Raw genomic sequence first — 16,248 nt, 5'->3', positions numbered from 1 at the left:
TTCCTGGCTAAGAGGGTTGACCGATCCCCCGGGCCGATTGCCACGGCCCCTGCCAGGTCGCCCCGAAGGACGATTGCCGGCGGCGCCGCAGGTCCATCCCGCGATCGCCGCCAAGCTGCGCCACGCGCGGGCGCGTCAACCGGGATACAGTTCCTTGTAGAGGCGGTCCGTCTCGGCCGCGAAGGTCGGGTCATATTCCGGCTCGCCAATACGCCCGCGCGGGTCACCGCTTCGCTTGGCGAGATCGGCAGCGGTCGCCGCAGCCGCCGGGCCGCCGCCGAGAGCCGGTTTCACGCCGCCATCGCGCATGAATTCGACGAGCTGGTTGAGCGCCGGAAAGGCCGCGAGCTCGGCGCCGAGCGCCTGGGCGGCGTCTTTGTCGAAACCCTTAGCGGCAAGGGAATCGACGAAGGCGACGTTGTTTGCCACGCGCCGCTGGATCGCCGCATCGCGCTCCGGTGCCGGCAGGCCCTTCGCGTCGTCGGGCGCAAGCTTCAGCTTCTCGGCCTCGACATCGATCGGCGCGTCGACGAGCTGCATGGAGATCATGCGGTTCATGACGCTGTCGAGGAATGCGTTGGCCTGCTTGTTGCCGAGACCGGCCTTCAACGCGTCTTCCTTCACCCCGGTGAAGAACTTGTCCTCGCCGAAGTCGGCGGCATAGGGCTTGACCGCATCGGACCATTCGAAGGTGTAGCCGGCGACGTCGGCCGGCGGCGTCTCGCGCTGCGCCTGGGCATCGCGGAAACCCTTCGTCGCGGTCCAGAGCTTGTCGATCGTCTCGCGCTCGCTGGCGCCGACATACTGATCGGGCAGCCCGTCGGGACGATAAGGTGCCGCGCCCTCGCCACCGCCGGGCTGCCCGGCCGGCGGGGTCCCGCCACCGCCGCCGGCATCTTTCGCAGCCCCGTCGCCGGCGCCGCCGTCACCACCTGCGCCACCCTCGCCTTCCGGTGCACGCAGGAACATCTCCCAAAACTTCTTCATGTCTGAGGCCCATCGCGGCGCGGTGCGGGCTCGTCCTTCGCGGCCGCGAGCAGCGAGAGGACGAGATAGAACATGTCGTTGCGGCCTTCATGGCGCTGGGCGAGCATCCAGCCGCGCGCCGGGTCGACCGCGAGCGGATCGACCACCAGCGCGGTGCGCACGGAGCGGTCCGCCAGCCATTCGAGCAGGCGGGCGCCGGCTTCCGTGCCGAACACCGCCGCGGCGTCGGCTTGAGCCTGCACATCCTCTTTCGACGGCTCCGGCGCCGGGGCCTCCTGCCCGCCGAAGATGTCGAAGCTCGCGAGCCGGCTTTCGAGATTGCGCATGAAGCTGTCGACCGGCTGGGCCTGTCGATGCAGCGGGATGGCGGGACTGGTCATAGCGGCACCGGTTGGGGTTGCGGCGGCCCGGCCTGCGCCTGCGCCTGGGCGGCGGCCATGGCGGCGGCGGCCTCGGCGAGCCTGGCTTCGAGCGCCTGTTGCTCTTCCTTCGTCATCAGGAATTCGGCCGGCACGCCCATGCGGCTGGCGAATTCCCGCAGCAGATCGTCGAGCTTGACGAGCAGTTCGATCGCGCGCGGATCGCCCTTCAGCGCCGCGACCAGCTCAAGGAACTGGACGATCTGCGACAACCCTTGCGCCTTCATCATCGCCGCCATGGGCGATTGCACGTCGATCTTGACGAGCAGCATGTCGACGGTGATCAGCCGCCGCTCCAGCAGGCCGAAGCCGTCGAGGATTTCGGCGACGCGGCGCACGAGCGGCGGCACGGTCTCGCTGACGAGGCGGCCGAAGGCACCGAGATAGTTCTGCGAAACGCGCTTCATCCGCGCCATGATCTCGGTCGCGGAAACGGGCGTCGCGCCCTTGTCCGGCAGCTTGTCGTCGTTGAGCGCGCTCTGAAGCTGCATGCGCAGCTCCTGCGTCACGAGCTGGGCAACATCCATCCGGGCGTTGGCGGTGTCCATGCGCGTGACGTCCGGGCCGAGCACGCCGCCGGTCGAGGACATCGGCCACCAGGCGCCGGGCGCGATCCGGGCCGTCGACGGGTTGAAGGCGCCGCCCGGGCGATAGGCCCAGATGCCGAGCATCTGGATCGCGGCCGCCTTCAACATCAGCTCGACGGCTTTGTTGAGCGTCTTCACCGTCGGCAGTGCCAGCATGGCGGGGCCGCGGCCGTAGGTTTCGCCGGGCACGCGGTGATAGCGCGGCGTCGCCATCGGCGGTGCGCGGTGGCTGGCGGTCGCGACCGGCTGGCCGTCCCTTTCGCTGCCCTCGACCCACACAGTGAAGGACCAGCGGCCCTTGGCGTAGTCGAATATCCAGCTCTGGTAGATCTCGACCTCGTCGCCGGCGCCGCTGTTGGACTTGAGCGCTTCCCTGAAGGCATCCGGGAAGACCCCGCGCGGGAAGGCGTCGCGGATCGCCGCGCGCGTCATCCGGGTTTTCCAGTGGATGCCGGCGATGTCGCCGTAAGGCCCCGGCTCGAGCGCGACCTCATCCATCGGGATGCAGACGAAGCGAACGGGATGATCGACCGTGCCCTTGATCGGCATCAGGAAGCCCTGCCCGGCAAAGAGATCGGTACACATCTCGATGCAGGCGTTGTCGAACTCGCCCGACAGGAAGAACGAATGGATGTCGTCGCTGACGGCTTCGAGCTCGCGCTTGGCCTCAGTTTCGTCGATGCGCCGCTTTTTCAGGGCGCGCTTGGCGACGGGTCCCAGCGCGTAGACGAAGAAGCGCTCGCCGGGCGGAAACAGGTCGTTCTGAAGGCGGCCGGCACCGGCGAAGGCCGAGACCACGGCAGTGTTGTCGTAGATCCGCTCGACCCGCGCCGCGGGCGTGCCGACATTCTGCGAGGTCGGCTTGCGGTACGGGATCACGTAGTCGAACACGTCGTTGTAGAGCGTGCTCCAGGGCGCCCGCTTCGCCCAGGCGCGTTCCGACCGGGTCTTGATCAGGGCGAGGCTCATCCGAGCGTCGACTCCTGCTCGCCGATCAGGAGCCGCCGGCCGCGCGGCGTCCGGCGCGCCCGGCTGAGGGAGGCGTCCGTCCGGCCGGTCTGGACCGCCTGCTCCTGCTGCTGGCGCGCGATGGCGACCGACTGATCCTCCTTCGCCTCGGTCGCCGCCGTCGCCGCCGTGATCTGCTGGATGCGCTCCTTGCGGCCGCTGTACAGGTTCGAGACCATCTTGCTCATCTCAGGCGCTCCATTCCCAGCATTCGCAGCCGTCGGCGGCCCCGACGAAGCTCATGCCGATCAGCCGGCACATGCGCGCGCCAGGCGCGTGGCCCTCGCGGACCAGCGCCCGGATGCGGACCGGGCCAGACTGGGCGATGCGCGCCAGCATCAACCGGGCGAGACGGCGAAGCGCGGGCAGGTGCGGAACCGCCGGCGGCTCGATCAGCAGCCATAGCTCAAGGAGCCGTTCGCCCTCATGCAGCGGCGCGAGCGGCCACAGCCCCACCACCATGACGACCTCGCCGGCGGCCGTGACGAAAGCCATGGTTTCCGAGCGCACCGATTGCAGCAGCATCGCCTGGAGGTGGCGCGCCGGCGCCCGGCCGGACGGGAAGGCGAGCGCGGTGACGGCATGAAGAGGAGCCGGCGAGACGATCGCGAGCGAGGCCATCAGGTGAACACGTTCCAGTCGCTCGAAGCCGGCGGCGGAACGAAATCATGCGCGCGCCCCGGCCGGCCTGCGCGACCGGCCTCCTGGATGACGCCCTGGCGGCCGCGCACGCCGAGAATCCCATACTGCAAGGCATCGTGCGGATTGGAGGCCAGGTTCTTCACCGGGCCATCCCCATGCGTACCGTCCGGCCGCTTCGGGAATTTATACTCGGCCTCGAAGCCCTCGATCAGGATGGGGCAGCCTTCCGGATCGATGATCAGGCCCGGCTTGCCCGGCTCGATCTCGCGGAGTGCGAGCTTGACCGCTTCCTGACGGATGCCCGGCTCCTGCGTCGGCGCCGGCATGATCTGCAGGCCGAGCGCGACCGAAACCGCCTCCATCCAGGCCAGCTCGCCGTTGAGCTTGTCGGCGCCGATGAAGCCGGCCGGATCGCCCGAGAAGGTGCCGAGAGGCAGGCCCTTGAAGCGGCCATGCAGCCAGGGCAGCACCAGTGCGACGAAGCGTTGAATACCGGTTCCATGGCCGGGCGCGACCTCCTGCAGCACGCGGAGTTGCCCGTAGGTATCCTCCTGGAAGAACAGGATCGCGGGCGTGAGGCCCTGGTCGAGCCCCGCATGCAGAGGCAGCCCCGCGATGACCGGGATAGGACCGGGCGCGACGTGGATGCGGCTGCGATACTCCCGAGCGTAAACCGGCTTGCCGTCGCGGGCATAGCCCGGCAGCCCGTGCACGAAGCGGCGCACGTCCTCTTCCGGCAGGGTCCGGCCTTCCTCCTCGTACTGCGCGTAGGTCTTGCCGGCCCGGTTCTCCGCATCGGGCGAGAGACCCGACGGCTGATGAAAGAAATTCAGCGTGGCGGCCGCTCCCTCGGCCGGCAGGGGGTCGAGCGCCGGCCCGCCGTTGTGGCCCATGCCGGCCTCTTCCTCGCCAGCGTTGAACGAGCGGCGTTGGCACGCCAGCCAGAGTGGGTGCTTGGGCGCCGGCGGATTGAAGTCCACCGCCACGACACGCGGCAGCTTCACACCCTCCGACAGGCGCGCCCGCGGCGGGTATCGGCCGGTGCGGCTATAGGCGAAGGGGATCACCCGCTCATGCAGCAGGTCGCCTTCATTCACCCAGAAGAACGAGCACTCATAGCCCTTCAGCAGCTCCTCGATGGCGATATCGCCGACCGCGAAGAAGTCGACCGTCAGCTCGACAGGCACCTCGCGCAGCGCGCCGTCGACCATGCGGACGGTGGAAAGCTTCAGGATGTGCTGCGCCGGCCGGTCCTGGCCGCCGGTGAAGTGCGCGCCGCCATAGTCAGGCGGAAAGAACTCGAACCACGAGCGCAGCGTCGTGCGGTAGAGCGCCCGGAAATTGTCGCGCAGCACCGCGCCGCGCACCCGCACCACGCCATCGGTGCAGACCGGCATGGCACCGACCGCGAAGCGGATCACCTTGAAGATCGAGCCGACCGTCTTCCCCGAGCCGGCCGGGCCGGTGATGGCGTCGATCGGCCCCAGCGAACGGATATAGGCCGCGCAGACTGGCCCGGAAGGCGTGTAGTCCGTCAGCGAAAACAGCGGCGTCGCCGGGATATCGCCCTCTTTGCAGCCGCAGAGGTCCGCGATCTGCGACCGGGTCAGCGATTTGCTCAAACGCCCCGCCCCCCGACCCGAAAGGCAGCCGATCCACCCCCGCCCCCCCGCTGGCGCAAACGGGTTCCGCCGTGAGTGTGAGACGCAAGACCCCGGCAGGGGATGCGCGGCGCGGATTTCAAGGTCGCGCGCGCGCCCGCGCGACGCGCGCGCCCCCCCGGGGGGGCATGGCGCCTGGTCGCCCAGGCGCCGGCCGAGGCTGCGCGCGCGCGAGGGTCGCGCGTTCCGACCCGCTGATTTCCAATCAGCGGTTCAATGTAGTCTAAGTGATTGTAATCACTCATCATTTGTACCGTCATGCGAATGCGAGCCGTGCGAAGCATCGGCCTCGACCTCGCTAAGTGCTTGATTTTGCACGTCGTGCACGGACATCGCTTCGCCCTCGACGACGCGCGCCCGAGCGCCCGGCCCCTCGCCGTCGCGGATGATGATCAGCGGCCGCGCACGATCGCCATGATGCTCGACCGCGATCGGCATGCGCTGATGGAAGTAGGGCATCAGCGAGTCCGCCGCCTGCTTCTGGATCGCCAGCACCTTGGCGACGTCGACCTGCTCGGCGCCGCCCAGGTCGCGCACCAGCTCGCGCACATCCATGGTGATCAGCGCCGCCAGGAACTCGGCCGGGTCGCGGTATCCGCGCTGCAGCAGCAGGCGCTGAAGCTGGAGCGTGGTGCGGTTGACGCTGCCCGCCGGCCGGCCCGGCCCGCGTCGCGCGGGCGGCGCGACCGCATGGCGGGCGAACTGGTCGATCTCGGCGTCGAGGGCGAACAGGTCGGCCGCCGGCTCCGGCGCCGCCGGCGAGTGAGACACCGAACGCCCCTGATCCGGACCGGCCTGCGCCGCCACATCCGCCACTGCCGATGACTTGCCCGCCACCAGATCCGCTCCGCCGGTTTCACCAGCATTTCCAATAGACCCGGCGCGGCGGCAGCATCCCCGGTTACAACAGGCGAGCGGCAGCGGGCGCTTTGTAACCGCGTTGTAACCGAATTTTGTCCTGCAATACCAATCACTTAATCCATATAGGTTACAGAGTTACATGGTTACAACCGACAACGCACGCGCGCGTGCGCGTAGGATCGCGCGCTATGCGCGGAGGCCGCTGTAACCCTGTAACCGCCCTGCTATGTCACTGATGTTGCTGGCGAAGTCCGGTTACAACGCTTGTAACCTCGGGCGTAACCTGTAACCGCCCGAACCCGCTTGGCAGGCGCAACGTTCGGCCCGGCGCGTGCACAGGAACCCCCGACTGCTTATTTTCCCGCCCGGCCCTCGACCGTGCGGCCGGGCAGGCCGGTGCCGGGCCGGGCGGTCCGCTTTCTTTGCCGATGGGTCGGGGTGAAGATCGTTCCGCAGGATGGCGGGTCGGGGCGCGGGATGCGTAGGGTTGATTTCGGTCGCGACCGGCGCGAGCGAATCACTTGACGGCGCGCCGGCTGAACGACGACGCTCCGGCACAGGTCGGGAGGGCATGGGCATGAAGAGGGAGATGGCGGCGGCTGCGCTGCTGCTGGTCGCCAGCGGCGCGCTGGCCCAGGCGCCGAAGGCAGAAGGCGTGATTGCCTACACAGAACTGATCAGCTGCCTAGAGCGCTCGGCCGACCAGCTCGACGATAATCGCTCGGATGCTGCGACCATCGCACGAGCAGCGATGGCGAAATGCCGAGAGGCGCTGGCCTCCTTCCATGCGATCCGGCGAGGCATTCCAGCTCAGAGCGATGCAGTCGCGCAGGATATGGCGACGCCTGAATTGAAGGAGTGGTTCCTCGATCGCGCAACGATTGCCGCGCTGGAGCGCCGCGCCGCCCGCAAGCCCTAGCGGCCGCGCGCTCGCCGTCTGGATCGCGAGCAAGCTGACGGCCGCGATCGAAGCGGCGAGCTGGTCGCCGTCAATCGCGTCGCGATGCAGGAAGACGGATCGGAGTCCTAGCGCCCGGCCTTCTCGGCCGCCGCCGCCTTGGCGATCTGGAAATGCGTATGGGCATGCGCGATGCCCGTCAGGCGCGCGGAATCGGTCGCCATGATCCGCGCCGTCGAGAGATGGCGGCGGCAGACCTTGAAGGCATGAACGCTCGTGACGCCCTGCGCTTTTGCCCAGACATCGAGCTTGGCGGCGAGCGCGTCGATATCGCCAGCGGAGATGGTGGCCCTGCTCATGACCCCTTCGCCCCGTCGATCAGCGAGGCCAATTGCCCTCTCAGCCAATGCACGGCGCTGAGCACGAGCGGGGCGCGGGCGAACTCGCGGGAATCGCGGTCGAGGAACAGCAAGCCGACCTCGCCATTCTCGCACATGACGGCCGCGACGGCCGAGGCTTTCAGCACGCCGTCAGGCTCGACCATGACGGCAGACAGGTCCGTCGCCTTGCGCAGCGGCGGCTTCCGGTTCAGCTCGATACGCAGCAGCGAGGCGAGGCGCAGCGTCTCGCGGTTCAGCGTGCCGCCATGCCGGTTTTCGTCGTTCTCGACGGCCTCCATCAGGGCGCGGGCGGCCTCGCGCAGGGGATCATTTGTCATCGCATGCCGCCCCGCGATCGATTGCGTCTATCTGCGCAATGATAAGCGCCGCCGCGATGACGAGGCACTTGCGCAGCGGATGCGGCTTCCACCAGTTCCGCCCCCACGGCCACGAGGCCGGAACGCCATGCCGTGCCGACGCTTGCTCAATCTCCTCGTCAGAGGTACCGCGCGCCCGCAGCTTGATCGTCACCGCCGCCCGCGCGCCGTAGGTCAGCGCGGCCGCCAGCAGCTCGGCATTGCGATATTTGGCATCATGTCGAGCGTCGAAGCCCTCGGCCTGCACCTGACGCCGCCTCTCGGCCAGCACGTCAAGCGCCCCTTGCGAATGCTCGCAACTTCCACCCATCTCACCCTCCCTCGCAGTGCTTGGAAAATTCGGCCATGTCGATCAGGACGCAGCGGCGGGAGACGCCGGCGATCTTGACGACGAAGTTGTTCTCGGAGCCGCGGCGCACGATGTGGTCCGGCCCCTGCTTCAGCGCGTGCATCCACACGCCGCCCTGCCAGACGGTGCCGGCGAAGATCTTCTCGACCTGCGTCCCGCGCGGCGGGATGGCGAGGTAGATATTGGGCCGGCCGGGGTCCGGGCGCTGCACCGACAGGCCGGCCTGCATCAGGATGGCGCGGCCGTCCTCGATCGAGCGCGTGCCGTCGTTGCGCAGGATCTGGTCGAGCGTTTCGCCGACGATCGGGCGCTCGCCGCTGCGATAATTGTCGACGGTCCAGGACAAGACACGCTCAAGGCAGTCGCGCCAGTTGTCGGTCTGCTCGGCGCGCTCGGCCGCGGTGGCGCTGGCGAGCATCTGGCCCAGCGCCTCGACCTCGGTCAGCGGCAGGCCCGCCTCCTCCAGCCCGACGGAACCGAGCGCGAGCTCCGCGCAGGCGAGCAGCACGCCGTAGGTGTCGCAGCCGCGCCCGTCGAAGCCGGCGCCGCTCAGCGTGTCCTGCCAGTTCGCGAAGGTTTTCTCGAAATCCACCCAGCGATCCATCATCCGGCGCAGGAGCTGGCGTCCTATAGCCTGCGGATTGGCGAGCCTGTGGTCGCTGCCGCCGGTCTTGGCGCGCTTCCTCATGTTGAGCTGGGCGATGCGCGAACGGTCCTGCGGCGCCAGCGGCGGCGGGTTGATCGACGAGAAGAAGAAGGCGTTGCGGGCGCGGAAGGTCACGCCCTCGTGCTCGGCCCCGCCGCGGAACATCTCGGCGCCGGAGGCCGCGAGCCGCGCCAGCTTCACCACCGCCATCACCTTGCGGTTATCGGCATCCGCCTCGAGCTCGTCGACGCCGACCGGCAGCGAGTCCTGCTTCACCCGCTGGTAGATGCCGGCGGCCGTGGTGTCGGCCGATGCATGCAGCACCGGCCCGAGAATGTCCTTGACGAGGTTCTGCAGCGTCGATTTGCCGTGGCCGCGGTCGCCGGTGACGAAGAGCGTCGGGCGCCAGTGCAGCCCGGCGCCGAGCATCGAGGCTGCGATCCAGCCGAGCGCCAGCACGGCATCGAGCACCGGCCGTTCCCATGCCCAGCTCTTCAGGGCCTTCAGGATGTCGTGCGCCGGGCTTTCCGCGTCCTCGATCGCCTCCTGCCAGGGCACGATGACGGGCGGCCGGCGGGCATAGAACACGCCGTCGACGTCGCCGGGCGGCGCCTCCTTCAGGCGCCCGGCCTCGACCGTGTAGAGCGCTTCACCGCTGTGCCAGATGAAGCGGCCGCGCGAGTCGACCCAGCCGCCGCGGCCTCTCACCTTGTCGCCGGGGTCGAACAGGCCGCGCTCGCCGCAGGCTTTCATCAGGCAGGCGCTGGCGGCGTCGGCATCGAAGCCGTTGATCTTGGGCAGGCGCTCGCCGTCCTCGCCCTTCTTCGAGCCGCCCCAGCGCGGCCAGGCCCAATACAGGAAATTCGGGGTCAGCGAGAACAGGGCGGCGAGCGTCTTCTTGTTCCACTCCGAGGTGGAAACCGTGATCATCTGGCCGAGCGTATCGACGAGATAGCAGGTCTTGCCGTCGACGCCGAGCGGGATCACCGGGCAGCCGGGTGGCATGGTCTCGACCGGGAAGCCCTGCCACGTCCCCGGAAAGACGCCGTCGCGAAGCTCCTCCGGCGCCGGATCGGCCAGCGCGGCCCGGCGGATTTCCGCCTGGGCATCCCTGAACTGCGCGCGCGCCGCTTTCTTGCCGACCTGCATGAGCGTCTCGAAAAGGGCCGGCGCGCCCCGAAGGGTCGACGCCGGCCAAGGCTAGGGAGGAACGCCCAAGAAGGCGGAACACGACGCAACAGGACGCAACGCGACGAAGGGGAACTATCTGGCGACAACGGCCCGAACGCAGGCGTCTTTCGCTTCGAGAAGCTTGCGCAGCGCGACAGTGCGTTCCGGGTTGCGCGGCACGGTCAGCACGATCCGCTCGGCCATCTCGCCGAACGGCCGCGAAACCGCCTGCAGGTGCGGAGGGAGATGCGACCACGCGAAGAACTGCTCGATATGGTCCGGCGGAGCGACGCCCGTGCCGATGCCGGAATCGATTCTGTTTTCGGACATGCTGTCTTCCTATGCTGAAAGCCGGGAGCCGCCCGGCCGGCGGTCTAGAACGGAATGTCGGGATCGACGATCTTCAGACAGGCGGGAGGGATGCTCCGGGCAGGTAGGGCCGGCCCGGCAAGCCCGCTGCGGCGATCGCTATCGGCGGACCACATGACCGTCACCGCTTCGCCGTCGACGCCGCAGGCCGGGCCTACGTCGATGACGGACATCAGGTGTCCGCCGCTCCGAAGCTGCACGACGTCGCCAATCTGGAAGAGCCGGGCGGACGAGAGATCGCCCTCCACGATCTCCGGGATTACCTCACCGCGACTAAAGGCGGCCAGCTGCCTGACCGCATGACTGACTGGCGGAGGAAGTGGCTCGGCGGATCGAACGAGATCGATGAGCCACTTTTCTTCATCCGTAAGGCGCACGGATATGCGGCGGGCGCCCATCATGCCCCCTCGCCGTCCGGCTGCGCCGGCGCCGGCCGGGCGAACGCGCTGGGCGCCATCGGATCGTCCAACGGCTCCAGCGGCGTGCCTTCCAGATCGGGCGGGAGCTTCGCCCGGGCGAGCGCCGCCTCGGCCCGCTTCTCGGCTTCGACGCGCGCCGCATCGATCCGCGCCTGCTCGTCGAGCGCGTCGGAGACGTCGCGGAACACCTTCTGAAAGATGGTGAAGGCGAGCAGGATCAGCGTCGGCAGCGCATGCCACGCCGTCTTGCCGTTGTGGATGCCGAGCGCGCCGGCCCTGATCCATAGCGCCTCGGCCGGGGCATCCTTGTGCTCCCGGGCGAAGGTCAGCCAGTCCTCGCGGGCGCCGCCCGCCCAGGCTTTGCGGGCGCGGCCGGTCGCGGCCCTGGACTCGTCGAGCCCGAACATCCATGTCTCGCTTTCCGAGACGGCGAAAGCGGCATTCATCGCCGCCGCCACGGCCTTGTCGTGCAGCATCAAAACCTCCAGAGGTCGTTGAAGTCCTTGCCGGCGATCGCCGCCATCTGACTGATCGGCTTGCCGTGCGCTTCGAGCAGGAGGATTCCGTGCTCGAACTGGCGAACCGCCTGGGGCGATTGCCAATCGTTGTCGCGGGCGACGATCACGTCGCCGACGCAGGGGTGGTCGACATAGACGTTGCCGAGATTGCCGAGGCTGCCGGTCATCCAGACGCGCGCCTCCGGCGCCGCGCTGGCGAGCGTCGTGCAGTCCTCCAGCCCCTCGGCGAGCACCGTCTCGGGCAGATCGGCGGGATAGCCCTGCTCCGTCACCGCCTCGGGCGGGACGTTGCCGCGGCCATGCGCAACGCGCACCACGCTTCCGGCGATCGTGCCGAGCATCAGCTTGGCCTTGGGCACGTCGGCCTTGCCGGCGCCGTCATGCTGGAGATAGGTGCAATGCACGCCGGTGACCGCGCCGCCCCGGTTGCGGAAGCCGCAGACGATCGCCGGGAAGGCCGGGCCGGGCTTCAGCTTGACGCGCCGCCCGCCGACCTCGCCCCATTCGGCGGCCTGGAAATACTCGAGTCCCGGGTGGAACCTTATATCCTGATGGTTGAAGGTCGGGATGTCGCGGATATCGATCTCGCGCGAGAGCAGATAGGCGTCGGCCGGCGTGCCGGCCAAACCGACGCGCGCCTGCATGAACAGATCGAAGGCGCGCTTGCGCTTGCGCTCCTCCTCGTCCTGATGCTTCGCCGCCACCGCGAGCTTGCGGGCATGCGCCAGCTTCGTCAGCCGCTCGCGCTCGGCAACCGAAAGCTCGGCGAGGCCGAGGAAATCCTTGGCCCAGGCGATGGCTTTCTTGCGCGCCTCGGCCCGGTCATGGCTGCCATAGGCGACATAGGCGATCAGGTCGATGACGTCGCCGCGGTCGCCGCCGGCAATGAAGGGCGCGTTGACGCCGGCATAGTCGACGAATTTCCCGGCCGTCGCGCCCCGCATGTAGATCTTGAACGAGCCGGCATGCCTGTCGCCGCGTGTCGGGTTCGGCGCTTCGTAGAGCCCGCTGCGCATGATGCCGCCCGGCACCAGCTCGCGCACGACGGCGTCGACGCGCGCCTGCAACATGGAGCGGATGGTGGCGATCGAGACGTCAGCCATCAGTGCTTGACCTGGCCGCGCCCGCTCAAATCGTCCCGTGCGATGCCGCGACGGGTTTCGACGAGGCTGTGAAACGCTTGCATGGAGCGATCACCAGCAGCCGAGAGCATGATGCCGCTGATGTCTGCGGTAGCTTCGAGGACGTCCGCCGCCTCTACCGGACCTACCCCCCCCGGATAGCGTTTGGCTATGACCCGGAGAAATTCACAGCGAATGCAATTACAGGCCATCACGCGCCCTCCTCTTCGAACATGTCGGCGGTATCGGGATCGCGCTGGAGAAAGGCCGGGATATCGGCTGGATCGTCATCGGACGGCGCCGGCGCGGGTTCCGGCTCGCGATCGAGGAAGGCGGCTTCGTCGACGAAGCGCCAGCCCTCGACGCGATTGCCGTCGACCCATTTGAAATCGGTCACGACATAGGCGCCCTCGGTCGGGAAATCCGCGACCGGCGTCAGCATCTGGCCGTTGACGGCGATGATCTTGTCGTTGCGGTGCCTGCTCTCGGGACAGGTCCGCTTGCCACCCTTGGACTTGAGGCCGAGATACTTCGCCCGGTCCTCCTGCTCCCAGCGCGCCCGGATGACACCGAGGCCTTCGATCAGGCCGAGGTCGAGCCCCAGAGGTGGCGCGTCCGGGTCGACCCACACGCCACGTTCTCGCCAGATCGGATGCCCGCCGTCGCCGAGCTGCAGGCGATAGGCCTGCTCCGGCAGCATCAGGGCCTTGGTCTTACCCCGCGACTGCTCAGAATAGGCGATCGCGGCATCGATCAGCCGACAGCCGAAAGCCTCCATCGTTTCGCCGGCCTCGCGACACTCTCCGAGCAGGCTGTGAAATCCCGTTTCGGACGGGAACAGCCGGTTGAAGTCGAGCGCATAGATCGCCGTGCCGCCATTATGATCAATCTCGACGATCGCGCGGATATCGCGGTGCTCGACGATGAAATGCCCGCTTTCGCCCCAGCGCGGCAGCGTGCCGAGCGGCGCGATGCCGGCGGCGCGAACCGCCATGGGGCGCGGGTTGCAGGCACTGCCGAAATGCCCGCCGCCATTGGCTTTGAGGATGATCGCGTCCATCGTTTCGCGATGGGTTTTGGCCTCGTCGCGGTCGAGGGCGTTCATCGCGAAATCGTAGCTGTCGATCGCCGCGCGATAGGCGTCGATCAGCGCGTCGAGATCGTCGGGCAGAACATCCAGCCTCGCCTTGATGCGAGCCTCGCGCCGCGCCTTTTCGACCTCATAATCATGGGCGGAGCTTTTCTTCGCCCTGCCCCTGGCGGGCTTCGCCGCCGGCGCGGCCGGCTCCTCCGCCTCCGGCGCCTCGAGCCCCCACACATCCCAGCCCGGGCGGGCCTTCCTGGCATTGAGCTCGATCTTGGGCAGGTCGCCGAAATAGGCTTCGATCAGTTCGGCGAATTGTTCCGGCTTCTCGCTATGCTCGCCGACCGGCGCCTTGATCACGGACGGCCATTGCGTGCCCAGCGCCGGCGCCGGGATATCGCCGCGCGTTCCGACGAGCAGGATCTCGTGATTGACCCGGAACCAGTAGCCCATGCCCTGCTGTTTTCCGGGATAGACCTTCTCCCACACGCAGCTCGATTTGTAGGCGAAGCCCCAGGCGGCCATGACGTCGAGCCCCTGCGCCAGATGCGGCACAGTCACCCACAGGAAGAGGACGCCGTCGGGCGCGGCGATCTCGCCGACCGGCCGCGACTTGATGACTGCAGTCGTCGACACCGGATAATGGTTGGCCGCCGCGCGGCCCTTCCCGGCCTCTGACCATGTCTCGTGATCCCATTCCGGGTCGGCATAGATCACGCCGTATTTCTTCGCGGGCAGGGCCTTCTGCTTCGTCGCGAGCGCCTTCACCTTCTCGGCGCGCTTCACCTTCTTCTGTGCCGTCAGCGCGTCGCGCTGATCCTTGATCACGCGATAAAGCGCGCCCGGATCAGCGCTGCGCAGCACCTCGCGCTGATCGTCGACCGGCAGCTTCGCCAGCTCCGCCGCGACCGAGACGGCGATCGCGCCGGCATCGGCCTTCGCCACCAGCTCCGGCGCGCCGTGCTCGACGACCGCCTTCGCGCTGCGCACCGTTCGTTCCGAGACGTTGAGCAGCTTCGCCGCGGCGGCCTGCGTCACCGGGGCGGGCGCGGGCTCCTCGGCCGCAACCGGCAAATTTGCCGCTTGCTCCGGCGCGACCTTCCCGGACCGCTTGCCGCCATGGCCGAGATTGGCGAGCCGCGACGCCACCATCGCCCGCTGCGTCTCGTCGAGATGGCGGCGGTGGAGGTTGGCGGAGATGACGAAGGCGAGCGGATCGCCATCGTGTTTTCCGCCGAAGGCCCGAAACGGATCATAGTGAAAGCCATTCGGACCTTCAGGCAGCATGTCGTCGAGAATGACGCCGGCAGCCCGACCAGCACGATAGCGGTTGCGCCCATCGAGAATCTTCCCCTCGAACATCACGATCGGCTCGCGGATGCCGTTGGCCTCGATGTCAGCGACCAGATCCTCGAAAGCCGGCCCCTCGATCAGCGGGAACAGGTTGGCGTAAGGGTGGAATTCCAGTTCTTTCATGCGCCAGCCCTCCCGATGAAGCCGTCGGCGCCTGCGTCGAGCAGCGAGCAGAGCTGCAACAGCGCCTTGTCGGTTGCGGTGCCGTCGTCGCGCTGCTCTTCGACCTGGCGCACGACGACATGGATGCGGTTGCTCGACACGCCGAAGAGCCTGGCGATCTGCCGCTGCGGCAGACCTAGCTCGACATGCGCCAGATAGATCGCGAGGTTGCGCGGCCGCGGCGCCGCCTGCCGGCGCGCCAGCTCCTCCAGCATCCTGACCGCGAGCGCCCGCAGCAGCCCGCCGTCGCGCTCCCGCTGCGGATCTCCGCCGGCCAATGCGCGGGCGAGGCGGCGCAGATCCGCCCCGGCCGGCACGCGCGCGCCCGAGGCGTAGCGCTGGTAACTGCGCGTGCTCATGCCGGCGAGCCGCGCCAGCGCCTCGACCGAGAGACGCAGCGCCACCCGCTCCGCCTCGATCGCCGCCATGGTGGCGCGGGCCGTCGCGGGCGCCACCGGCCTTTCGCCCGGCAGCTTGCTCGCGGTTTCGAGCAGGCCGGTCATTCGCCCACCGCCCGCTGCACGCCGAAGCCGAGCGCCCCGATCAGCCCCGCGGTGACGAGCAGGGCGACGGCCGCCGGTAGGTTGGAAAGACCGACCATCACGGCGAGGCCTGCCAGCGTCAGCGCGAGGACGACGAGCGCCGCCGCGAAAGGATCAGTGCGACGAAGACGCGGCTTGAACATCGCCACCTCCGGCCGGTGCGAGGGACGTGCCGTGCTGGACGGCGGCGAGGATGGCGAGCAGCCCGAGCGCCAGCGCGGCCGGCGTCTGCTCGTGCGAGATCGCCTTGGGGTTGCCGGCGACGACCTGCAGGGCGAGCCGGCGCAACTGCTCGATCGTGAAGAAGCCGGTGACGGGCTCGTAAGCCTTGCCTTCCGGGTCGGCGCGCCTGACCAGGCCGATCGCCCGGTCGGCCTCGCGCTCGCCGATCGCCGCCATTTCCATGCCGGCATGGTCGTAGAGCCGGGCCTTGAGCAGCATCGGCGAGTCGATGGATGCGGCGCCCGCGTCAGCCATCGCTGCGGCCTCCCCGCTCGGCGATGGCCTTCAGCGCCTTGTCGAGCTTGTCGAAGGTCTCGGCCCGGCCGCTGCCCTTCACTTTTTGAAGGCGCGAATAGGTGCCGCGATCGATCGCGGCGGTGCGGCAGAGATGGTTCTTGGAGATGCCGGCCGCCTTCCGGCGCATCTCGATCGTGACGATGTCGGCCAAGGCGCACTCCCACGCGAATCAGTCT

The 16,248-nt window shown here is 68.4% G+C and carries 22 protein-coding genes; 1 reads left to right on the top strand and 21 read right to left on the bottom strand.

What is annotated here, in order from left to right:
• Positions 1 to 135: 135 nt before the first annotated feature.
• From M9917_RS13395 to M9917_RS13365, 7 genes are all read right to left on the bottom strand, one after another.
• Entirely contained in the window at positions 136 to 987 is an 852-nt protein-coding gene (locus M9917_RS13395) for a hypothetical protein (protein ID WP_297254364.1), read from the bottom strand.
• Positions 984 to 1,367 carry a hypothetical protein gene (locus tag M9917_RS13390; protein ID WP_297254363.1) on the bottom strand — a complete coding sequence of 128 codons (384 nt, stop codon included), beginning with the start codon at positions 1,365 to 1,367 and terminating at the stop codon, positions 984 to 986. The genes M9917_RS13395 and M9917_RS13390 overlap by 4 nt, the downstream gene beginning before the upstream one ends.
• A complete protein-coding gene (locus tag M9917_RS13385) occupies positions 1,364 to 2,962 on the bottom strand; it encodes a portal protein (protein ID WP_297254362.1) in 1,599 nt (532 codons plus the stop codon). The genes M9917_RS13390 and M9917_RS13385 overlap by 4 nt, the downstream gene beginning before the upstream one ends.
• The gene (locus tag M9917_RS13380; RefSeq protein ID WP_297254361.1) at positions 2,959 to 3,189 is read right to left on the bottom strand and encodes a hypothetical protein; all 231 of its coding nucleotides are present in this window, start codon (positions 3,187 to 3,189) and stop codon (positions 2,959 to 2,961) included. The genes M9917_RS13385 and M9917_RS13380 overlap by 4 nt, the downstream gene beginning before the upstream one ends.
• Before the next feature lies 1 nt (position 3,190).
• Positions 3,191 to 3,622: a hypothetical protein gene (locus M9917_RS13375; RefSeq protein WP_297254360.1), complete on the bottom strand. Its 432-nt coding sequence runs from the start codon at positions 3,620 to 3,622 to the stop codon at positions 3,191 to 3,193.
• On the bottom strand, positions 3,622 to 5,265 hold the full coding sequence (locus M9917_RS13370; RefSeq protein WP_297254359.1) for a hypothetical protein: 1,644 nt from the start codon (positions 5,263 to 5,265) through the stop codon (positions 3,622 to 3,624). Before M9917_RS13370 ends, M9917_RS13375 begins: the two co-directional genes overlap by 1 nt.
• Positions 5,266 to 5,541: 276 nt before the next feature.
• Positions 5,542 to 6,111: a hypothetical protein gene (locus tag M9917_RS13365; protein WP_297254358.1), complete on the bottom strand. Its 570-nt coding sequence runs from the start codon at positions 6,109 to 6,111 to the stop codon at positions 5,542 to 5,544.
• Between the two features lie 631 nt (positions 6,112 to 6,742).
• Between M9917_RS13365 and M9917_RS13360 the strand changes: the two genes are divergently transcribed.
• Positions 6,743 to 7,084, top strand: coding sequence for a hypothetical protein (locus M9917_RS13360; protein WP_297254357.1), 342 nt, complete (start codon positions 6,743 to 6,745; stop codon positions 7,082 to 7,084).
• Positions 7,085 to 7,191: 107 nt separating this feature from the next.
• Here the strand turns inward: M9917_RS13360 and M9917_RS13355 are convergent, their stop codons facing one another.
• The 14 genes from M9917_RS13355 to M9917_RS13290 all read right to left on the bottom strand — a co-directional run bounded on the left by M9917_RS13355 (position 7,192) and on the right by M9917_RS13290 (position 16,223).
• Positions 7,192 to 7,422 (bottom strand): hypothetical protein, encoded by a 231-nt coding sequence (locus M9917_RS13355; protein ID WP_297254356.1) that lies wholly within the window; start codon positions 7,420 to 7,422, stop codon positions 7,192 to 7,194.
• On the bottom strand, positions 7,419 to 7,781 hold the full coding sequence (locus M9917_RS13350; protein WP_297254355.1) for a hypothetical protein: 363 nt from the start codon (positions 7,779 to 7,781) through the stop codon (positions 7,419 to 7,421). Before M9917_RS13350 ends, M9917_RS13355 begins: the two co-directional genes overlap by 4 nt.
• Entirely contained in the window at positions 7,771 to 8,130 is a 360-nt protein-coding gene (locus M9917_RS13345) for a hypothetical protein (RefSeq protein WP_297254354.1), read from the bottom strand. The genes M9917_RS13350 and M9917_RS13345 overlap by 11 nt, the downstream gene beginning before the upstream one ends.
• Position 8,131: 1 nt before the next feature.
• Positions 8,132 to 9,964, bottom strand: coding sequence for a hypothetical protein (locus tag M9917_RS13340; RefSeq protein WP_297254353.1), 1,833 nt, complete (start codon positions 9,962 to 9,964; stop codon positions 8,132 to 8,134).
• A gap of 114 nt (positions 9,965 to 10,078) precedes the next feature.
• Positions 10,079 to 10,315 (bottom strand): hypothetical protein, encoded by a 237-nt coding sequence (locus M9917_RS13335; protein ID WP_297254352.1) that lies wholly within the window; start codon positions 10,313 to 10,315, stop codon positions 10,079 to 10,081.
• 44 nt (positions 10,316 to 10,359) lie between these two features.
• Positions 10,360 to 10,755: a DUF2158 domain-containing protein gene (locus tag M9917_RS13330; protein WP_297254351.1), complete on the bottom strand. Its 396-nt coding sequence runs from the start codon at positions 10,753 to 10,755 to the stop codon at positions 10,360 to 10,362.
• Positions 10,752 to 11,249 carry a hypothetical protein gene (locus M9917_RS13325; RefSeq protein ID WP_297254350.1) on the bottom strand — a complete coding sequence of 166 codons (498 nt, stop codon included), beginning with the start codon at positions 11,247 to 11,249 and terminating at the stop codon, positions 10,752 to 10,754. Before M9917_RS13325 ends, M9917_RS13330 begins: the two co-directional genes overlap by 4 nt.
• Positions 11,249 to 12,394, bottom strand: a complete 1,146-nt coding sequence (locus M9917_RS13320) for a DUF7146 domain-containing protein (RefSeq protein ID WP_297254349.1) — start codon at positions 12,392 to 12,394, stop codon at positions 11,249 to 11,251. Before M9917_RS13320 ends, M9917_RS13325 begins: the two co-directional genes overlap by 1 nt.
• Entirely contained in the window at positions 12,394 to 12,624 is a 231-nt protein-coding gene (locus M9917_RS13315) for a hypothetical protein (RefSeq protein WP_297254348.1), read from the bottom strand. Before M9917_RS13315 ends, M9917_RS13320 begins: the two co-directional genes overlap by 1 nt.
• Positions 12,624 to 14,972 (bottom strand): MT-A70 family methyltransferase, encoded by a 2,349-nt coding sequence (locus tag M9917_RS13310; RefSeq protein ID WP_297254347.1) that lies wholly within the window; start codon positions 14,970 to 14,972, stop codon positions 12,624 to 12,626. Before M9917_RS13310 ends, M9917_RS13315 begins: the two co-directional genes overlap by 1 nt.
• Entirely contained in the window at positions 14,969 to 15,514 is a 546-nt protein-coding gene (locus M9917_RS13305; RefSeq protein ID WP_297254346.1) for a helix-turn-helix domain-containing protein, read from the bottom strand. The genes M9917_RS13310 and M9917_RS13305 overlap by 4 nt, the downstream gene beginning before the upstream one ends.
• A complete protein-coding gene (locus M9917_RS13300) occupies positions 15,511 to 15,696 on the bottom strand; it encodes a hypothetical protein (protein ID WP_297254345.1) in 186 nt (61 codons plus the stop codon). Before M9917_RS13300 ends, M9917_RS13305 begins: the two co-directional genes overlap by 4 nt.
• A complete protein-coding gene (locus M9917_RS13295; protein WP_297254344.1) occupies positions 15,668 to 16,030 on the bottom strand; it encodes a hypothetical protein in 363 nt (120 codons plus the stop codon). The genes M9917_RS13300 and M9917_RS13295 overlap by 29 nt, the downstream gene beginning before the upstream one ends.
• Positions 16,023 to 16,223: a hypothetical protein gene (locus M9917_RS13290; RefSeq protein WP_297254343.1), complete on the bottom strand. Its 201-nt coding sequence runs from the start codon at positions 16,221 to 16,223 to the stop codon at positions 16,023 to 16,025. The genes M9917_RS13295 and M9917_RS13290 overlap by 8 nt, the downstream gene beginning before the upstream one ends.
• Between the last annotated feature and the right edge of the window lie 25 nt (positions 16,224 to 16,248).

Source organism: Bosea sp. (in: a-proteobacteria) (assembly GCF_023953965.1).
GTDB lineage: Bacteria > Pseudomonadota > Alphaproteobacteria > Rhizobiales > Beijerinckiaceae > Allobosea.
The sequence above is the reverse complement of the archived record's forward strand: the minus strand, read 5'-3'. Positions and strand labels throughout refer to the sequence as shown.